The following is an 18,736-nucleotide window of genomic DNA, read 5'->3' on the forward strand; positions in this document are numbered from 1 at the left end:
GGAATAAGCAAATGATTAAGAAAGAAAAAACTGTTTTTATTACCGGCGCAGGTCGCGGTGTTGGCATGGCGATGGCGAAGCACTTTGCCTCACTTGGCTACGATTTAATTTTGAATTATCGCAAGGATCAGGGGAAAAGCGCCGCAGGATTGCAGCAGTTTCTCACCTCACCAGAAGCCAGCCAGGTTTCGGTCAGGCTGGCGAAAGCGGATATCAGCGAGCCGCGCGACATTGCCGACATGATGAAAAAGCTGAAACAAGATGGCGTCGATCGTATCGATCACTTGATCCTGAATGCCGCCAGCGCGCCTTTTAAGCCGTTCAGCGAAATGACCCGGAGCGACTGGAAACTCCTGCTGAACTGCAACCTGGTGGGGAATAACTGCTGCGTGAATGAAATCTCGCCGATGATGCCGCCGGGGGGATCGATCTGCATCCTCTCCAGCATGGGCAGTCGCCGTGTTTTACCCAATTATCCGTTAGGCGTTATCAAATCAGCGCTGGAATCGTTGGTCAGTTACCTGGAAGTGGAACTCCACCCGCAGGATATCCGGGTCAACGGGATCTGTGCCGGTATGGTCAATACCGATATGGCATCGTACCTGCAAAAAATGTGGACCGACCTTTACCAACGCTATGAAAACAGCCCACGTCGCTGGCTGATTGAGCCTGAAGAAGTGGCCAACATCGCCGCTTTTTTGATTTCGCCTCAGGCAAGCGCCCTGCGTGGTACCACGCTGGTTGCCGATCTCGGCGTTTCCCTGACCGCCTGAGGATCAACCATGCATCGACACCTCCTGCCGCTGTTGCTGAGCTGCGTCATTTTCCCTGCATGGGCGGCTGATAAGCCGCCCGAAATTACGCTGGATCGCCAACAACTGGAACAAATTACACAGGAAGATAGCCACGCCCGCGAGATTATCCGTCGCGCAGATCGGGTACGCGCGCCAGAACAACCTTTCCGCTATACGCTGACCCTCACCGAGCATAAAAACGGTCAGGACCAGCTAGATAAGCAGCAGGTACTGGATGTCTCGATGCGTTTTTATAAACCGGATGAGCAACGCGATAAAGGAGAAGCCAGAGCGCTGGTACGCTTTGTCTCACCGGTAAGGGACAAAGGCAAAGTGCTGCTCTCCGATCTCGACAAAATGTGGTACTACGCGCCTGAACTCCGTCGCCCTATCCCCATCTCCCGACAACAGCGCCTGCTGGGCCAGGTCTCCAATGGCGATGTCGTTGCCGCCGATTTTGACTACTCCTATGTTTCCACGCTGATAGGAACCGAAGCCTGCGGGGATAAGCAGTGCTATAAACTCTCGCTAACCCGCCGCTGGCCCTCGGTGCCTTATCCCGCGATCCTTTACTGGGTAGAGGTGGGAACCTGGCATCCGCAACGTATTGATTTCCTGTCGACCGAAGGCCGGCTGATCAAGCGTTCAAGATACAGTAATTACACCGAAGTGCTGGGGGTTCTGCGGCCAGCTACCATCGTCGTCGAAGACGCGCTGCGCAAAGATAACTGGACCACCATGACTTACAGCAATGTCGTCCTGGAGTCATTGCCAGAAAGCTATTTTCAGAAGGACTATCTGATCAGGAGAAGCCAGTAATGCAGCACAAACCTCTGCTATTGCTGGTGCTGCTGAGCTTCCCCGTCATCGTACTGGCTGACTCAGGCTGCGAACAGCCTCGCGGGTATCTGGGTGGCGAAGGTATTGGACTGAGCAGTGGCTCCTCCTCCTGGAATAACCACGATAGTGCGTTTCGTCAGAATACACTCCTCAACCTGTACACCTCGCTCTCCCTGAATTGTTGGATTGGCGAAACGCTGAAACTGAAAAGCGAAACGAACGGCGAATATTTACTGCAAAGCCATCAACCGGGCTCGTTACAGGATAGCCGGCACACGGGGAAGATGTTTTTTAATCAGCTCAGTCTGAGCTGGGCCGTCCGGGACAATGTTTTTATTGACGCCGGTAAGCTCCGTCCTCGCTATGGCTACCTGTATTCCGTATCACCACTGGACATGCTGCGCAATCCCCATGGCGCGTTCCGTAGCGTGCACGTTAACGCCACCGGGGATAACTGGGACTCATTTTATGATGAAGGATCCTGGGGCGTTTCCGCCACAACCTATACGTCCGCCGGCAGTTGGGATCTGGTCATACTGCCGCGCTTAGCCCTGAACGGTAGCGACATGAACACGAACCGCCACTGGTCATCGCTGGAGCGGACTAATTCACAGGATCGCTATTTGTTCAGCTATTCCACCACCGGATTGAGTGACGTGACAGCAACCGCATCATTACTGGCGGGCACACAGCAGCGGGTCGCCAGCGGGATAAGCTACACCCTCAACGACAACTGGATAATCAACCTGGAAGGTTCTCTGATGCAGGGAGAGAGCTGGCGTCATCTGCAGGCCGACGCCAGCAGCAAACTACACAACTATAGCATCACCACCAGCGACCATCCGTTTGCCCGGTCGAAGCATGGCATTAACGGCGATATCGGCGGTGGACTGCGCTACACCACCTCCGGACAGGTTGAAACCGGCATTGAATATTATGGCCAAAGCCAGGGCTATTCCCGTAGCGAATGGAAACGGCTGCTGCGCGATGTGGCTTTCACCAACGGCGGCTATGCGAATCCCTACATCCCGGTGACCTCCTCCAGTCAGGTCCGCGATGTCTTTCGCCTCTATGCGCACATTATGGCTGATGAGATAGATAAAACCGGGCGCCAGGGCGCGCTCCAGGGGAAACACTATCTGATGCTTTTTAACAGCCGTAACCGCAGTGAAAACCGGGTTATCAACTGGCGAGCCTCCGCCATTATCAATCTGATTGACGGGAGCACGCTCGCCAATCTTCAACTCAGTAGCCCGGTACGGGAAGATCTTGAAATTTATACGGGTACCAGTTTTACCTTTGGCGGGACTGGCAGCGAATTCAGTTTGTTTGGGGAAAAAGGAACTTACTATGCAGGACTACGATATTACTGGTAATACCCCGCCTCCATGTATGGTGCTTTTTGCCGGACAAGGCAGCGCCAGAGTCGGCATGGGCGCTAACGTTTTAGACCAGTCAGCGGCCACCCGGGAAGTCTGGCAATGTGCCAGCGATATGGCGGGTATTGATGTCCGTAAATTGTGCCTTAAAGGGCCAATGACGCGCCTGACACAAACACGTTTCCAGCAGATTGCGGTGACCACCGTCAATGTTGCCACCCTGACAGCCTTGAGGACGCAAACAGCCCTGACACCGGGAGGCAGCGCGGGCCATAGCGCTGGAGAGTATGCCGCGCTGTGGCTTGCCGGGGTGTTCACTCTGGAAACGCTGTTTCAAGCGGTCGTCACACGGGCTGCTATCATGCAACGCCTGGCGGAAAAGAACCGGGGAGCGATGTTCCATCTTCAGGGACTCACCCATGCGGAACTTGCCGTACGTCTCACCGACAGTGAACACCATCACCACTTGAGCATTGCTTGCGATAACGCTCAGGATCAACTGGTCTTTGCGGGTGAGATTCAGGCGGCAAAATCGTTTGTTCAGACCCTGCTGGCTGCCGGCTATTCTCCTACCAAACTGGCGGTCAACGGTGCCTGGCACTGCGCGCAAATGGCGGAAGGTGTGGCTGAAATGCAGCAATTGCTGAAGACATTGCCGCTACGCTCCCCCACCCTCCCCGTCTATATGAACCGGACTGCCCGCCCTGAAACCAACGTGGAGAAGATAACGGAAAACCTCGCTTTCCACCTGACAGAGCCCGTCCGCTGGCGGGAAAGCATGTTTAACAGCCTGCAAGATGGATTCCGCCACTATGTTGAGATCAGTCCGAAAAAATATTTGCTTTCACTGATTGATGAAAACAGCACGATGGTGACCCGACGCCACTGCCACGAATTGCTGTCAGTCGCAGATAATCAATGAGATCCGATAAATGATACCGTCCTACACCCACTTTTCCCGCCGCCATACCCTAATTTTTGCCGCAGGATGCTTTATTACGACCGCCATTCTGACTTCATCGTTATTGCGAAATACACTGGTTATTACCCCACTGCGGCTGTTTATCGGACTGGCGGCCATTGGCGGATCGATTGCCTGGAATACGGCCAGAGAGGGGCGGGGGTATTGGATATACACGATTGCCACCCTGCGTATGTATGAAAATGAAGTAACACTAAACGAAAAATCCGCTCTTCCGGAAAATAAATTTAATCGCTACCTGAGCATGCCATGGTGCAGTTTGCTGGTTACCCTGGCGCTGGCCCTGTTACTCAGTATCACTGGCGCATGGCTTCCCCCGCTGGCGCTACGCTACTGGGCGTTTCTCTGTGGCGTACTGATTCTTCCGTTCTCCCTGTGCTATATATATAATCACGCCTCTCAAGCGACGATCCGACAAACAATATTACACATTAGCGGCATCAAACGGATCAAAGTAAAACAGCGAAGCCTGGCCCACTATCTGGCAGAAGATCTTTTCATTATGTTACTGGTGAATCTTGCCCTGGTGCTACCGATTGCGAAAAAAGCCGCATTCAGTCTCGCACATGGCAGTCATACACCAACGTTCATTATTGCGATGATCATACTAATGGAGATTGTCATGGGCTTTATTTTGCTGATTGCATTCCGCACCCGACGTTTTATTTTCTGTGGTGAACTCATACTTGATGCCGTGAAAATACCGACCAGATTATCTGAGAGGAGGCTTAAATATCGTCTGTTTTTCCGGATAATCGGTTGGTTGCTGGTCACCCTTTTCTGGACAGTTTTCATCTGCCTGTTTTTTTCCAGTCACGCGCCACATTTCACCCTGGTGTATTTAAGTGCGTTATCCGTCCCTTTACTCATTTTTATTCTGGAACGGTACAATACCCTCACCGTACATTATCATCAGGCTAACCGAATTCTCTCCGAACTAAAAAAACTGGCACCAGAAGATAAAAAAACACCCTGGTAAAAGTAAATAATCTACCATAGCCCAGGAAGGGAAGAAGGGCTGACAAAGAATATAAAACCACATCTTTCGACGTGGTTTTATATTATAAATCAGGCAGAAGCAGTGTTATTGGCTTTTACCTGCTGACCAATTGAAATACCATTATCAACCAGGGCCTCAATTCCCTGACTCATAAAGACCATCGTCATGACCGGGGACAGGCCAATTAATGCGCCAATACCCGCGCCTAAAGACTCACCCGCACCAGCATAGTCAGTATCAAAGCCAAAATTGGCCAGGACTTCATCGACAAGTTGGCCTACAGCCCAGCCAATCGCCGCACCAATTGGCGCAATTAAAATGCCAAAAAGTCCGCCGCTGGTCTGCTGGATTTCATTATTTGTTAGCTCTCTCATTTCTTTCCTTAAAAATGGATGAATTATGATTACACATTGAAAAAGGTGACAAAATTCATCACCCAGCCATTTCTTACCAAAAAGCAAAAAAACCCACCACGTCGCAGAAAATCTGCGTCGCCAGAGTTAACGCTTTTGCACCTAACTTCACACCCAGGGTAATGGTATCAGGTATAATATTCAACAACGTATTGACCGGCCCATCAATGATACCTGAAGCGATATCACCCACAATTTCGACGACATCGCTGACATTCCCACCACTCACTGCATGAATTTCACGTTCGGTCAAATGACGCATACTGGCTCCCTGAACATTTAGAGAATACGTTAATTATAGGTCTACTGAATCACTCATCGATATAAAATGAGGTAACTAACGTATAGCATAGCGATAATTAAATCATCAATCAGATTATTTATTACATCGTAATTTTCAGACCAGGCTTACATGGCTTACATGTAGACATCAAAGATTAATCACTTAACACCTAAAAACTAACGCCCATATCACACAAAAAAAATAAAATTATTACTATATAAATAATTAGTTATAGTTGGCATCCTTCTGACTAAATCAAATTCAACCACAAAAAAAAATAGACAATAGTTTATTAATTAGCAAGCCCCATGAAAGACAAAGATAAAATCATTCCAGATTACAGAACAAAAACGCTAAAAACCGTTTTTTAATAACCGTCGGCATTGGTCCTTACGGGTAAGGTGGTCAGGCCGGATCAGGTGGAGATGGTGCAGCCAATACGCCTGCAATTTACAGTATGGCGGATATAGCAGGATAACCTATGTTAGAGAGAATAACAGATGAACCATTCACAAAAAAATAAAACAATTTTTTGTAAATATACAACGCTCATGAGCGCTTTACTGCTCATGGGATATAGCAATCACACACTGGCTACCGTCACTGCTGATATGACTCAAACGCAGTCCCCGGTGATATCCAGCACCAGCGATGGCCAACAAGTTATCAATATTAACACGCCATCTGAAAGCGGACTTTCCCATAATATCTACACCAGTTTCGACGTCAACAGCGAAGGGGTCGTACTGAATAACAGTCTGCAAACCACCCAAAGCGAGCTGGCAGGAGCGATACTGGCCAATCCCCAACTCACCGATAAAGCGGCCAGCATCATTCTCAATGAAGTGGTCAGCGGCAACGCCACAACATTGCAAGGCATGATTGAAGTTGCTGGTGAGAAAGCACAGGTGATTGTCGCCAACCCGGCAGGCATCACCTGTAGCGGCTGTGGTTTTATCAATACCGAACGTTCAACCCTAACCACCGGCACGCCTCAAATCACCGATGGCGTCCTCACCGGCTATAACGTTGAAGGGGGAAAAGTGAAGATATCGGGCGATGGTATGGATGATAGCGCAACCAGCTATTCCGATATTATTGCCAACATGGTTACCGTCAGCGCTGCGCTAAAAGCGAATAACCTGCGTATTGTTACCGGAAAAAACAGTGTCGATAACGATACGCTGGCGGCAACTAAAACCGGGCAGGATACCTCCTGGTTCAGTTCGAAAGTCGCCGTGGATGTTACCGCTCTGGGTGGCATAACCGCAGGAAACATCATGATCGTCGCCACCGAAGATGGATTTGGCGTTAATAATGCAGGCAGTATCAGATCATCAGTAGACAATATCAGCATCACTGGTGCGGGCTATCTTAAAAACTCCGGCGAGATCAGTACCACAAACGCGCTGATAGCCGACATGACAGGAACAGTGACTAATTCCGGCATCCTGACCAGCGGTACCGCGATGAACCTGAATAGCGAAGGCAACACCCTGAAGAACAGTGGCGAAATCAATGCGGGTACGACATTGACCATTAACAGCGGAAAACTGGCCAATAATGGCGGCATCTACAGCGCAGGCGATATGGTGCTGGATACCGGTGAAGCCGATCTCGAGAACGCGGTGAGTCTTTTCGCGTCTGAAATCGTTAGCCAGGGTGGCCTGAGTATTAACAGTGCCAATCTCTATAATATCAATGGGATGATAACCGCCCAGGGCGACATAGCCATCACCACCCAGAATATCAATAACCAAAATGGCAAGATCCTCAGTTTCGGCGGCAATATGAACATCGACGCTGATTATCTGGGCAATTATGCGGGGGGACTGATGGCCGACCAGGACATGGTGTTAAACATCGACAATATTGTCATGAACTCCAGCGGCATCACGGTCGGTAACGATTTAACGATCAATGCCAGTCAGTTAGACAACCGCATGGGCGGCATACAAGTGGGCGGCAAAGCGACTATCGTAGCCAGTGAAAGTTATAAAAACAGTTCAGGTGTGTTAGTGGCAAATGAAGCCGATATAACCACGAAACAATTGAATAACTATGCCGGTCTCATCGTTACCAGCGGAGATTTAACCATCAACGCTGATTCGATCGATAACCGATACCAGTCGCTGTTCAGCCCTACTTTTGGGATCTGGATTGATGAGATAGGTACTGACGGCGGTATTATCAGCGGCGGCAACACCACCATCACCGCCACGACACTCAACAACAAGCAAAGCCGGATAATCAGTACCGGCGACCTGACACTGATTACAGAAGATATCGATAATGCGAGCGGCTTAATCTCGTCTGAATCACAGACGGAAATAACCGCTAATGATCTCAATAATCGTTATGGCAACATTAAAACCGGCACCAATCTCATTCTGAATACTGCGGAGATCTCCGGAACCTCAGGCAATATGGAAGCAGGAGACGATCTTGAACTGAACGTCAGCAAGGCTTTCTCAAACTACCACACCATCACCGCAGGCAATAATATCACCCTGAATATCGATGGTAATTTTATCAATATGGCGAGCGTAAAAGCAGGCAATAACCTTGAGATAAACGCCAACAGTCTGGTGAATGGCCTCTTCGATACCCTCTCTGCCGGACAAACGCTGACCTTGAATACGCAGGGAATGATCGTGAACCTGGGAACACTGAGAGGAACGGAAATTATCAAGGATGACAGCCAAAGCTATTTCGGTTTTTAATCCGTTTTGTGAGTTTATAGCCAAAATACTTTGGGTTGCCGCGTGATTGACGCGGCCCCCAAAGGGGGCGCGAGTTCAGCCAACGCCCCTGAAACTTGAAGTATGCAGGGTATAACAATGTAAAGATTAAACACCATTGCCGTACCCTCGCTTCATTTTTCACGGCTATTCCCCTATCCTGTGCTCTTATCTTTGGGTACAGGACAATCAATAATGAAACGGACTAAAAAAATCAATTATGCCTCCTTTCGTAAAAACTGGAGCGCACGCCATTTAACACCGGTTGCCTTCGCGGTTACTGCGGTATTTATCCTTTCCGGTTGTGAAAAATCGGATGAAACCGTCTCGTTGTATCAGAACGCGGACGACTGCTCAAAAGCCAATCCAGGCAAAAGCGAGCAGTGTACGGCCGCGTATAACAATGCCAAAAAAGAAGCTGAAAAAACGGCGCCGAAATATGCCACCCGTGAAGACTGTGTGGCGGAATTCGGTGATGGGCAGTGCCAGCAGGCTCCGGCGCAGGCTGGCGTCGGCAGCACGAATGCGGAATCCCAACAGAGCGGCAGTATCTGGATGCCATTGATGGCCGGCTATATGATGGGACGTATGATGGGCGGCGGCGCAGGCTTTGCTCAGCAGCCGCTGTTCACCTCACGCGCTCCTGGCAGCCCGGCGAATGGCAAATTTGTCGATGCCAGCGGCAAGAGTTTTGGCACAGCCACCCCAGGCCGGACCATCACTGTACCGAAAACGTCGCTGGCACCTAAAGCTGCCACTACCTCTACCGTCACCCGCGGCGGCTTTGGTGAGAGCGTGGCAAAGCAATCCACTATGCAGCGTAGCAGCAGTGCTTCCAGCTCCCAGCGTTCTTTCGGAGGGTAACCGCGCATGAAGCGTCTTACTATCGCTGAACGTCCCGACTGGCGTGAGAAAGCCCGCGAGTTTGGTTTCCGTTTTCACACCATGCACGGTGAACCTTACTGGTGTGAGGATGCTTACTACCAGTTCACCCTACAGCAAGTTGAAAAGCTGGAGGATGTAACCAGCGAGCTACACCAAATGTGCCTGCAGGTGGTGGATAAAGTGGTGAACAGCGAAGCGCTGCTCGCCAAATTCCGTATTCCGAAGCACACCTGGGATTTTGTCCGTCGCGCATGGAAAACCAACCAGCCATCGCTCTATTCCCGACTGGATTTGGCGTGGGACGGGCAGACCGATGCCAAACTGCTGGAGAATAATGCGGATACGCCAACCTCGCTGTATGAAGCGGCATTTTTCCAGTGGCTGTGGCTGGAAGATCAACTGAATGCCGGTAACCTGCCTGCTGGCAGCGATCAGTTCAACAGCCTGCAAGAGAAGCTGATCGATCGCTTCGCGACGCTACATCAACAACACGGTTTCAACTGGCTGCATTTCGCCTGCTGCCGCGATACCGATGAAGACCGCGGTACTGTGCAGTACCTACAGGATTGCGCCAGCGAGGCTGGACTGCCGAGTGAGTTTCTTTATATCGATGAAATTGGCCTCGGTGAAAAAGGGCAATTCACCGACCTGAACGATCAGGTCATCAGCAACCTGTTTAAGCTCTATCCGTGGGAGTTTATGCTCCGGGAGATGTTTTCCACCAAACTGGAAGATGCTGGCGTACGTTGGCTGGAGCCCGCATGGAAAAGCATTATCTCCAACAAAGCGCTACTGCCGATGCTGTGGCAGATGTTCCCTAACCACCCCAATCTGCTGCCCGCGTATTTTGCGGAAGATAACGTCCCGGCGATGAATAAATATGTGGTTAAGCCGTTGTTTTCTCGCGAAGGCGCTAATATCCGCATTATTGAAAACGGTCAGGAAATTGCCCATGTCGACGGCCCTTATGGTGAAGAAGGCATGATCGTGCAACAATTCCATCCGCTGCCCAAATTTGGTGACAGCTATACGTTGATCGGCAGTTGGCTGATAGACGATCAACCCGCTGGGATCGGCCTGCGCGAAGATCATGCGCTGATAACGCAGGATCTCTCGCGCTTTTATCCCCATTCATTTATCGAATGACCGGAATAAAAACGAGAAACTGCCACAGTCGCCTTCGCGGCGACCTCAACGGGATAGCGGTTGTTGTTGCCTACCCCACCTGTACTGACAGCATGCTCAGCGAGGCCATGACCAGGCCATCTACCGGGATGGACACAGCCTCACCTGGCTGACGTGCGCCCAAAACATAAAGCAACGGCAGATAGTGCTCCGGCGTTGGGCAGCTCAGTTCAGCCCCTTCATGCTGCATAAAATTCACCAACGGATGCTGCTCCACGGGGCCTTCCCAGGCGAGATTATTACGCACACAGTGATTGAACGACGACGCCCATGGATAAGGCTCAGGCTCGCCCTGCCACTGGACCATCCGCAGGTTATGCACCACGTTGCCGCTGGCAACAATCATGATGCCCTGCTTGCGCAATACCGCGAGTTTACGCCCAAGTTCAAAGTGATAGGCTGGCGGTTTCGTGCCATCAATACTTAACTGGACGACGGGAATATCGGCCTGTGGATACATTTTGATAAGCACCCCCCAGGAACCATGATCCAGTCCCCACTGTTGATCCAACTGCACGCTAACTGGCGCCAGTGCGTCAGCCACTTCACGAGCCAGAGAGGGCGAACCCGGTGCGGGATAGTGTGTATCAAACAGCGCCTGCGGAAAGCCGCCAAAATCATGGATCGTGCGCGGTTTTTCCATGGCGGTGACAGCCGTCCCTCGGGTATACCAGTGTGCGGATACCGCTACAATCGCGCGGGGTCGCGGCAGGTTGTCACCCAGTTCACGCCAGGTGGCGGTATAAACATTTTCTTCCAGCACATTCATCGGGCTACCGTGGCCGAGAAAAAGTACCGGCATATGTGTCTGACTCATGACAACTCTCCAGAATATATCAGCTTGATGGCGGCTACATTACGCTGATGTCTCTACCGATGAACCCGGATAAGCATGATGAAGATCTTCAGGAAATTTGAACGTCGCGATGATTCGCTGGCGATGTGATGACGACAGCAAAAGAGAGCCAGTTTTATCAGCACGATACTGACTACCTGGCTCTTATGCCGTGATTTTCAGCGAAATATTGCTCTAACTGGCCTGGCGCGTTTCGCGGCTACGACGATAAGTCACCAGGTCCGCAATGGTCACAACCGGCATCGCATGCTGCTTCGCAAACGCGATAACTTCCGGCGCACGAGCCATTGAGCCATCATCATTCGTCAACTCACACAATACGCCAAAAGGTTTAAAACCGGCCAGCGTCACCAAATCAATGGTGGCTTCAGTGTGGCCACCACGAGCCAACACGCCGCCATCACGCGCACGCAATGGAAACACATGGCCAGGACGATTTAAATCACTGGGTTTGGCGTTATCAGCAATAGCGGCGCGAATAGTGGTCACACGGTCTTGTGCCGATACGCCCGTCGTCACACCTTCTGCCGCTTCGATAGTCACAGTAAAACCCGTACCATAAGCACTGGTGTTGTTGTCAACCATCATGGGCAGTTCAAGCTGCTGACGACGCTCTTCGGTCAGGCACAAGCAAACAATCCCGCTGCCATGGCGGATGGTCAGCGCCATCTGCGCAACAGTGATGGTCTCTGCGGCGAAGATCATATCACCTTCGTTTTCACGATCTTCATCGTCCAGCACCATCACGCCCCGCCCCTCACGCAAAGCGGCGAGGGCCTGTTCCACACGTTGTTCCGGCGAGCCAAATTCAGAAAGTAGCGACTGATTCATGGTAAATAGACCTTATTAAATAGATGGGTTACCAGAATCAGGGCGATCTTAGGAGTGTCATGCAGTGACCAAGAAATAACGGCAAGGCGGACAGAAGCCCGACAAGAAACGTTACCCTCTCCCATCCGGACTTTAACCGTCGGCCCCGGAATCACACCGGATCTGCTGACCTTCAAACCGGGAGGTCTGAAGCGCTCGCGGGCTTTCAGCTATCGCTGATTTACCGCCGGTGGGGAATTTCGCCCCGCCCTGAGAATAAGCCTGCTTACTATAGCGCCGAAAAAATAACAGAGCAACGAACAAAATACGCAAATAGATCTCCATTTTTCATCTTTAGCGTTTTCGGGTTTATCCTTTCCACTTATGGCATTACACTTAGATAAACTTTGCCGTTACCAGGAAGCCGCCATGATTGATCCGAAAAAAATTGAACAAATTGCTCGTCAGGTTCATGACGCTATGCCAAAAGGGATCCGCGAGTTTGGCGATGACGTTGAAAAGAAAATTCGCCAGACTCTACAGTCACAACTGACGCGCCTGGATTTGGTAAGTCGCGAAGAGTTTGACGTGCAGACTCAGGTATTGCTGCGCACCCGTGAGAAGCTGAGCGCACTTGAGCAGCGAATTGCCGAACTGGAGAGCCGTGGCGTGGATAGCGCGCCCAAAGAAGTCCTCAAGACCGAAGACCCGCAGTGACCTGATGGTGGCGCTATGACAAGGGGCGATATTGCATCGCCCTTTTTATGATACCGCCCACGCGATCAGCTTTTCGACTGAATAGCCTTGATGATATTGCTGGTAGAGATGCCGTCTTCAAAATTCAATACCCGCACTTCTCCGCCATTGGCCCAGACCTCTTTACTGCCAGCGATGTCTTGTGGTTGGTAATCGCCGCCTTTAACCAACAAATCCGGCAGAATCTCGGCGATCAAGCGCTGTGGCGTATCCTCTTCGAACGGCACCACCCAGTCCACCGCTTCCAGCGCCCCCAGCACAATCATCCGGTTGACCAGTGGATTGATCGGGCGACTGTCTCCTTTCAGACGCTGAGTGGAAGCATCGCTGTTAACCGCAACAATCAGGCGGTCCCCCAGCTTACGCGCATTCGCGAGGTAGGAAACGTGGCCAGCATGCAGAATATCGAAGCAACCGTTGGTCATCACCACCTTCTCGCCGCGACGGCGGGCCTGCGCTACCGCTTCCTTCAATTGTGTTTCATTCATTACGCCGAAACCAGATTCCGGACGGGCGCGAATGGCATTTTCCAGCTCAACAGGCGAAACCGTGGAGGTGCCCAGTTTGCCCACCACCACACCCGCGGCGGCATTCGCCAGGAAACAGCATTCTTCCAACGTATTGCCCGCGGCCAGCGCAGCGGCCAGAACGCCAATCACCGTGTCACCCGCCCCCGTCACATCGTAAACTTCCTGCGCCTGAGTCGGCAGATGGAAAGGCGCTTTATCCGGCTGCAACAACGTCATACCGTTTTCAGAACGGGTCACCAGCAGCGCCGACAATTCAAACTGCTGCATCAACGCCATCCCACGCGCCACGATCTCCGCTTCGTCCTTACATTTCCCGACCACCGCTTCGAACTCGGAAAGATTTGGCGTCAACAGGGTCGCACCACGATAGCGTTCAAAATCGCTCCCCTTCGGATCAACCAGTACCGGCACCCTGGCCTCGCGGGCGATGCGGATCATGGTGTCCACACTGGTCAGCGCGCCTTTGGCATAATCGGACAAGACCAGCGCGCCGACCTGCGGTAAGGCCTGACGGATGCGCTGATGCAGGGGTTCAACGTCTTCCCCCTCAAATCCTTCCTCAAAATCCAGACGGATCAACTGTTGATTACGCGACAGTACGCGCAGTTTAGTAATGGTGGGATGAGTGGCAACTGAAACGAAATCACACTGCACATTAACGCCGCTGAGCGTCTCGTTCAGCACACGGGCCGCATCATCCATCCCGGTCAGCCCGACCAGCCGCGATGCCGCGCCCAATGCAGCAATGTTCATCGCCACGTTAGCCGCACCGCCGGGACGCTCTTCAACGTTATCAACCTTCACCACCGGCACCGGGGCTTCAGGAGAAATACGGCTGGTAGGGCCGTACCAGTAGCGATCCAGCATCACGTCGCCAACGACGAGAACCCCCGCGTGGTTAAAATTGGGCAGCGTAATTTTCATTCCAGAGACTCCTGGCCAGTGTCAAAAAATAATGCGCGCGATGATAACATAAGCAGGCTAACTCGCACATTTCCCCATCATTATGCAGCCGTAATGCGGGAGCCCGGAACGAGAACCCCCGGCTTTTCAGCCAACAAACCAGTGCTGCCAGCTGGTGTTCACGATCGATTTTTCACGACTGAACGCCCCGGCAGAGGCCTGTCCCGCCAACTCTTGCAGCGCCAGATGATGCAACGCATCACGCAGGGTGATATAAGCCTGAGTCAGTGCCTGAGCCTCCGCTTCCACCATCCTGCCATTTTCGGCCATCAGCTCAAGAATACGCACGTTATCAGACCAGCGTGTCAGTGTTGGATCCTCGTGCGCGTAGCGTAAAACCAGATATTGAGTGATGAATTCAATATCAGTAATACCACCGCGATCCGCTTTGATATCCCAGCTCCCCTTCTGCTTGCTGCCAAGATGCGCATACATTTTTTCACGCATCTCGCGCACCGCGGTTTTCAGCGTTTCCGCTTCACGCGGCAGGCACAGGATACCACGACGAATTTCATCAAATCGCTGCCTCAGCGCCGCCTCGCCAAAGACGATACGCGCCCGCACCAGCGCCTGATGTTCCCAGGTCCAGGCATCAACACGCTGATATTCCTCAAAGGCCTCAAACGTGCTGACCAGCATACCGGCCGCGCCAGAAGGACGCAGACGGGCATCCACCTCGTACAGGATGCCGGAGGACGTGCGGGTGCTGAACAGATGCATCACGCGCTGAGCCAACCGCAGATAGAATTGTCGACCATCAATGCTACGTTCACCGTCCGTGATAGCCTCCGCCGGGCAATCGTGCAGGAACACCAGATCGAGATCAGAACTGTATCCCAGTTCCCAACCGCCCAGCTTGCCGTAGCCAATCACCGCAAAGCCTCGCTGCTGATCATCTTTAAGATGTGAAGGACGACCATAACGCTGCACCATCATCTGCCACGCCTGTTGCACCACCTGCTCGATTATCGCTTCGGCCAACCAGGTGAGGTGATCGCTCACTTTCATCACCGGCAGTGTTTCTGCGATATCCGCCGCCGCAATGCGCAGAAGCTGCGCCTGCTTAAACTGACGCAATGCCTCCAGTTGCTGCTCTTCATCCTCTTCTGGAATACGTAGCAAGTACTGTCGCAACTCGTCGCGATAAGCATCGGTCGCGGTCGGCTGGTACAAGGTGGCGGGGTCGAGTAACTCATCCAGCAGCAGCGGATAACGCGCCAGTTGGCTGGCGACCATGGGGGAAGCCGAACACAAGCGGATCAGATGCTTCAGCGCACCGTGATATTCGGTCAGCAACTCCAGATAAGTGGTACGGGTGACAATCCCCAGCAGTAACGGTGTCAGGCGATTCAGGGTAGCCTCTGCATCTTCACGCGGGCACACCTCAGACAACAGGCGCGGCATCAGTTGATCCAGCGCCTGACGGCCTCGTGGCCCAATGGTGCGTTTATCGACATCCTGATGAAAGGCGGTAATCACCTGCAACAGACGTTGCCGCACCTCAGCACTCAGGTGCGGCACCAGCGGAGTCAGCTCAGTCTCTTCCAGCCGCTCCTGCCATAACACGCCATACTCCGACTCGTTGTTTTCACCCATCTCCGGGGCGTCATCGCCGATCAACTCATCAAAAATGGCACGAACAGCGGTCATATGCTGTTGTAACTGCTGATACAACTCAGCCCATGACGATCGGCCCATCGCCCAGGACAATCGCTCACGATTCAGGTCGTCAGTAGGCAACGTCTGGGTCTGTTCATCATTAAGGCTTTGCAACAGATTTTCCAGACGACGCAGAAAAAGATAAGCCTGTTTCAGCTCGGCTACTTGTTCCGCAGGCAGTTGGTTAAGTTCACCAAGCGCCTGTAACGTGGCCAGCCAGGAACGAAGTTGCAGCGACCGTTCACGTCCGCCGCGGATCAGTTGAAAAACCTGCACAATGAATTCCATTTCACGGATACCGCCCGCACCTAACTTAATATTGTCGGTCAGGCCACGCCGTCGCACTTCCCGCGCGATCATGTTTTTCATGTTACGCAATGACTGGATAACACTGAAGTCAATGTAGCGACGATAGATGAACGGGCGCAGCAGTTGTTGCAGTTCCTGGCTCCAGCGATCCTCCGCACCGCCCATTAGCCGCGCTTTAACCATCGCATAACGCTCCCAGTCCCGTCCCTGTTCCTGGTAGTAATCTTCCAACGCGGCAAAACTCAGCACTAACGGACCGCTGTCGCCAAAAGGACGCAGACGCATATCGACGCGATAAACGAATCCCTCCACTGTCGGCTGAGAGAGGACTTTAATCAACCGCTGCCCCAGACGGGTAAAGAACTGGGCGTTATCCAGCTCACGACGACCACCAGTAGTGGCGCCATTTTCCGGCCAGGTAAAAATCAGATCGATATCGGACGAAAAATTCAGTTCACCGCCGCCCAGCTTGCCCATGCCGAGGATCAGTAAAGGCTGAGCTTCTCCCTTGGCATTCACCGGCGTACCGAATTCACGGCAGCAAGCCTGCCACAACCAGTCACGCGCGGCGACAATCAGCGTCTCCGCCAAGACACTGAGTTGCTGTAGCGAGGTCTCAGTACGGCTGAGAGCCAGCGTCTGCATCCAGACAATGCGGGTCAACATGTGGCAACGAAACAGCCGCAGTTCGCGCATCAGACTGTTTTCATCCGTGACTACGGCCAGTTTTTCCTGCAGCCAGGGCGCGTAATGCTGCCATTCCTCCGGCTCTGGCGGCCTTTGCCGCAATTGAGCAAACCATTCAGGGTGGCGGGACAGGTTGTCACGAAAAAACTCACTGAAGGCCAGTACCGCCTGCTCAGCAGCATTCAGCGGCCCCCATTCATCAGCAAAACGCTGCACCTGTTCCACCATGAGCGGGGGTAGCGATAATGAGGGTGATGGCAACATAAAAACTCCCCGGGTACTTTATTTCAATGAGCCGCAGGCACCGACGAATTCACACGCTGCCGTTTTTCCAAAAGGCCGGATATTTCAGCGCACAGCGGCAGTCGTTATCCAGCAAGGCTTCCTGCCGGGTCTCAATAGCATGGGCCAGTCGCTGCCACTCTTCCAGCCAGGCGGCAACGACCATTGGATCATAGGCGCCCGCCAGGAGATGCACGGCGAGCAGCTGACGATGCAGCCGGGTCAATTTGTCCTGGTACTCATTCAAGTGACGCACTAATCTAAACGTCTCTTTCAGATCAGCAGAGATACGCCCCAACATAATGTCGCAGAAACGCTTAAAGGAGCCCTGCAATTTGGCCTCTGTTTTGGCATCGACAAATTCACGCCAGCGCTCGGTGACAATCCAGTTAGTGAGTGCTAACTGGGTCTGCAAATAAAGTGGACTAAAACACAACGCTTCAGCCTGCAGATCATCCTCAAGTAACGCCTCTTCCAGCAAAGTCAGAGACTGACGCAGCCCACTGCTGGCCTTACGTGGAACCAGCGGCCCAAACAGGGAAAATGCCTGACGCAGTATCTCCAGCGCCTGATGGATTTCGTGCAGCGCCCCGCTGTCGCCGCGCAGCCACAGCTCTTCGTGGTACTGCCACTGGCTCAACGCCAGCATAAAGGCTGCCCGCATCCCTTCTTCAACCGGCGCTTTCGGCCGTACTTTCAATACGGGCACCGGTCGCAGATCACGAGGAGGATTGCCCTGCGCCAACGCATAGCCACGGGCAGCCTTGCTCAGGCTCCCCAGGCGTAATCCCCCCATCTTCGCCAGTTCGTCGGCAAAAGCCAGCAAGTCATTACGCTCACCGCTTTTCAGTTCCAGTTCAATTTCATTCAGCGGTTCGCTCAATTCGCCAGACGTGACTTCGCCCTGGTCAAACGCGACTTCAATCTCGCTATTCTGGTAAGTCAGTACCCACTTTTCACGGACAAAATGGGTGCTGAACAGCGGCTGAAGCTGTTGTTGCAGCGTCGCCACATCACACCCCTCAGGCCAGATTTCGCCAGGCAACTTGCTGATATCCAACACCGGTTCAGTCAGGGGAACATTATATTCCGGCCGCTGATGAAGACCGCCAACCGTCTGCCCTGCAGTTTTCAGCGTCATTTCGAAATGATCGCCAAAACCGCGAATACGCAACCCCATATCCCAACGGCGTAGCTGGCTATCCGCCGTTTCAAAATAAATATTAGTCAGCTTCTGTCCTGCGGTGTGCTGCGGCTTCCAGCCAGCCAACTGCACAGGCAGTTTTTTAGCCCCTTCAGGGGTGGCAATGAACTTTAATTCGATTTCGATGGTCATATTCTCTTAATCAGTTGATTACCGGCACGGTAAATGACGTTCTTGC

16 protein-coding genes and 1 riboswitch are annotated in these 18,736 nt (G+C 52.4%); of the genes, 9 read left to right on the forward strand and 7 right to left on the reverse strand.

The window, feature by feature from the left end:
• Positions 1–11: 11 nt before the first annotated feature.
• From EH228_RS06890 to EH228_RS06910, 5 genes are read left to right on the forward strand one after another with little or no spacing between them, the layout of a single operon-like run.
• Entirely contained in the window at positions 12–773 is a 762-nt protein-coding gene (locus EH228_RS06890; RefSeq protein WP_240116247.1) for an SDR family oxidoreductase, read from the forward strand.
• Positions 774–782: 9 nt separating this feature from the next.
• Entirely contained in the window at positions 783–1,613 is an 831-nt protein-coding gene (locus tag EH228_RS06895) for an outer membrane lipoprotein-sorting protein (protein WP_152320933.1), read from the forward strand.
• Positions 1,613–3,010, forward strand: coding sequence for a hypothetical protein (locus EH228_RS06900; protein ID WP_152320934.1), 1,398 nt, complete (start codon positions 1,613–1,615; stop codon positions 3,008–3,010). The genes EH228_RS06895 and EH228_RS06900 overlap by 1 nt, the downstream gene beginning before the upstream one ends.
• Positions 2,985–3,935: an ACP S-malonyltransferase gene (locus EH228_RS06905; protein ID WP_152320935.1), complete on the forward strand. Its 951-nt coding sequence runs from the start codon at positions 2,985–2,987 to the stop codon at positions 3,933–3,935. The genes EH228_RS06900 and EH228_RS06905 overlap by 26 nt, the downstream gene beginning before the upstream one ends.
• Positions 3,936–3,945: 10 nt before the next feature.
• Positions 3,946–4,974, forward strand: a complete 1,029-nt coding sequence (locus EH228_RS06910) for a hypothetical protein (RefSeq protein WP_152320936.1) — start codon at positions 3,946–3,948, stop codon at positions 4,972–4,974.
• 89 nt (positions 4,975–5,063) lie between these two features.
• Here the strand turns inward: EH228_RS06910 and EH228_RS06915 are convergent, their stop codons facing one another.
• Positions 5,064–5,456 carry a hypothetical protein gene (locus EH228_RS06915; RefSeq protein ID WP_152320937.1) on the reverse strand — a complete coding sequence of 131 codons (393 nt, stop codon included), beginning with the start codon at positions 5,454–5,456 and terminating at the stop codon, positions 5,064–5,066.
• Positions 5,443–5,670, reverse strand: coding sequence for a hypothetical protein (locus EH228_RS06920; protein ID WP_152320938.1), 228 nt, complete (start codon positions 5,668–5,670; stop codon positions 5,443–5,445). Before EH228_RS06920 ends, EH228_RS06915 begins: the two co-directional genes overlap by 14 nt.
• Positions 5,671–6,260: 590 nt before the next feature.
• Here EH228_RS06920 and EH228_RS06925 point away from each other — a divergent pair.
• The 3 genes from EH228_RS06925 (at position 6,261) to EH228_RS06935 (ending at position 10,463) form a co-directional block, all read left to right on the forward strand.
• The gene (locus tag EH228_RS06925; RefSeq protein ID WP_193323291.1) at positions 6,261–8,414 is read left to right on the forward strand and encodes a two-partner secretion domain-containing protein; all 2,154 of its coding nucleotides are present in this window, start codon (positions 6,261–6,263) and stop codon (positions 8,412–8,414) included.
• A gap of 213 nt (positions 8,415–8,627) precedes the next feature.
• Complete coding sequence (locus EH228_RS06930; protein WP_152320940.1) at positions 8,628–9,296, forward strand: DUF1190 family protein; 669 nt, start codon at positions 8,628–8,630, stop codon at positions 9,294–9,296.
• A gap of 6 nt (positions 9,297–9,302) precedes the next feature.
• Complete coding sequence (locus tag EH228_RS06935; protein ID WP_152320941.1) at positions 9,303–10,463, forward strand: glutathionylspermidine synthase family protein; 1,161 nt, start codon at positions 9,303–9,305, stop codon at positions 10,461–10,463.
• 70 nt (positions 10,464–10,533) lie between these two features.
• On the opposite strand, the gene ygiD is transcribed toward EH228_RS06935, so the two are convergent.
• The gene (ygiD, locus tag EH228_RS06940) at positions 10,534–11,319 is read right to left on the reverse strand and encodes a 4,5-DOPA-extradiol-dioxygenase (protein ID WP_152320942.1); all 786 of its coding nucleotides are present in this window, start codon (positions 11,317–11,319) and stop codon (positions 10,534–10,536) included.
• 213 nt (positions 11,320–11,532) lie between these two features.
• On the reverse strand, positions 11,533–12,189 hold the full coding sequence (ribB, locus tag EH228_RS06945; RefSeq protein WP_152320943.1) for a 3,4-dihydroxy-2-butanone-4-phosphate synthase: 657 nt from the start codon (positions 12,187–12,189) through the stop codon (positions 11,533–11,535).
• Between the two features lie 109 nt (positions 12,190–12,298).
• Positions 12,299–12,450: riboswitch (FMN riboswitch) on the reverse strand.
• Between the two features lie 147 nt (positions 12,451–12,597).
• On the opposite strand from ribB, the gene ubiK reads away from it, so the two are divergent.
• Positions 12,598–12,885 carry a ubiquinone biosynthesis accessory factor UbiK gene (ubiK, locus tag EH228_RS06950; RefSeq protein ID WP_152320944.1) on the forward strand — a complete coding sequence of 96 codons (288 nt, stop codon included), beginning with the start codon at positions 12,598–12,600 and terminating at the stop codon, positions 12,883–12,885.
• Positions 12,886–12,950: 65 nt separating this feature from the next.
• On the opposite strand, the gene hldE is transcribed toward ubiK, so the two are convergent.
• The 3 genes from hldE to EH228_RS06965 all read right to left on the reverse strand — a co-directional run bounded on the left by hldE (position 12,951) and on the right by EH228_RS06965 (position 18,690).
• Positions 12,951–14,378 (reverse strand): bifunctional D-glycero-beta-D-manno-heptose-7-phosphate kinase/D-glycero-beta-D-manno-heptose 1-phosphate adenylyltransferase HldE, encoded by a 1,428-nt coding sequence (gene hldE, locus EH228_RS06955; protein WP_152320945.1) that lies wholly within the window; start codon positions 14,376–14,378, stop codon positions 12,951–12,953.
• Between the two features lie 126 nt (positions 14,379–14,504).
• The gene (glnE, locus tag EH228_RS06960) at positions 14,505–17,336 is read right to left on the reverse strand and encodes a bifunctional [glutamate--ammonia ligase]-adenylyl-L-tyrosine phosphorylase/[glutamate--ammonia-ligase] adenylyltransferase (RefSeq protein ID WP_152320946.1); all 2,832 of its coding nucleotides are present in this window, start codon (positions 17,334–17,336) and stop codon (positions 14,505–14,507) included.
• 49 nt (positions 17,337–17,385) lie between these two features.
• Complete coding sequence (locus tag EH228_RS06965) at positions 17,386–18,690, reverse strand: CYTH domain-containing protein (protein ID WP_152320947.1); 1,305 nt, start codon at positions 18,688–18,690, stop codon at positions 17,386–17,388.
• Between the last annotated feature and the right edge of the window lie 46 nt (positions 18,691–18,736).

Origin of the sequence: Erwinia endophytica (genome assembly GCF_009295515.1) — a bacterium.
GTDB lineage: Bacteria > Pseudomonadota > Gammaproteobacteria > Enterobacterales > Enterobacteriaceae > Erwinia > Erwinia endophytica.

What these genes read in the sequence shown, in the direction of transcription:
- EH228_RS06930 (WP_152320940.1), top strand. Translation starts at nt 8,628, where the DNA reads ATGAAACGGACTAAAAAAATCAATTATGCCTCCTTTCGTAAAAACTGG.
- ribB (WP_152320943.1), bottom strand. Translation starts at nt 12,189, where the DNA reads ATGAATCAGTCGCTACTTTCTGAATTTGGCTCGCCGGAACAACGTGTG.
- hldE (WP_152320945.1), bottom strand. Translation starts at nt 14,378, where the DNA reads ATGAAAATTACGCTGCCCAATTTTAACCACGCGGGGGTTCTCGTCGTT.
- EH228_RS06890 (WP_240116247.1), top strand. Translation starts at nt 12, where the DNA reads ATGATTAAGAAAGAAAAAACTGTTTTTATTACCGGCGCAGGTCGCGGT.
- EH228_RS06905 (WP_152320935.1), top strand. Translation starts at nt 2,985, where the DNA reads ATGCAGGACTACGATATTACTGGTAATACCCCGCCTCCATGTATGGTG.
- EH228_RS06895 (WP_152320933.1), top strand. Translation starts at nt 783, where the DNA reads ATGCATCGACACCTCCTGCCGCTGTTGCTGAGCTGCGTCATTTTCCCT.
- EH228_RS06935 (WP_152320941.1), top strand. Translation starts at nt 9,303, where the DNA reads ATGAAGCGTCTTACTATCGCTGAACGTCCCGACTGGCGTGAGAAAGCC.
- EH228_RS06925 (WP_193323291.1), top strand. Translation starts at nt 6,261, where the DNA reads ATGGGATATAGCAATCACACACTGGCTACCGTCACTGCTGATATGACT.
- ubiK (WP_152320944.1), top strand. Translation starts at nt 12,598, where the DNA reads ATGATTGATCCGAAAAAAATTGAACAAATTGCTCGTCAGGTTCATGAC.
- ygiD (WP_152320942.1), bottom strand. Translation starts at nt 11,319, where the DNA reads ATGAGTCAGACACATATGCCGGTACTTTTTCTCGGCCACGGTAGCCCG.
- EH228_RS06920 (WP_152320938.1), bottom strand. Translation starts at nt 5,670, where the DNA reads ATGCGTCATTTGACCGAACGTGAAATTCATGCAGTGAGTGGTGGGAAT.
- EH228_RS06900 (WP_152320934.1), top strand. Translation starts at nt 1,613, where the DNA reads ATGCAGCACAAACCTCTGCTATTGCTGGTGCTGCTGAGCTTCCCCGTC.
- EH228_RS06910 (WP_152320936.1), top strand. Translation starts at nt 3,946, where the DNA reads ATGATACCGTCCTACACCCACTTTTCCCGCCGCCATACCCTAATTTTT.
- EH228_RS06965 (WP_152320947.1), bottom strand. Translation starts at nt 18,690, where the DNA reads ATGACCATCGAAATCGAATTAAAGTTCATTGCCACCCCTGAAGGGGCT.
- glnE (WP_152320946.1), bottom strand. Translation starts at nt 17,336, where the DNA reads ATGTTGCCATCACCCTCATTATCGCTACCCCCGCTCATGGTGGAACAG.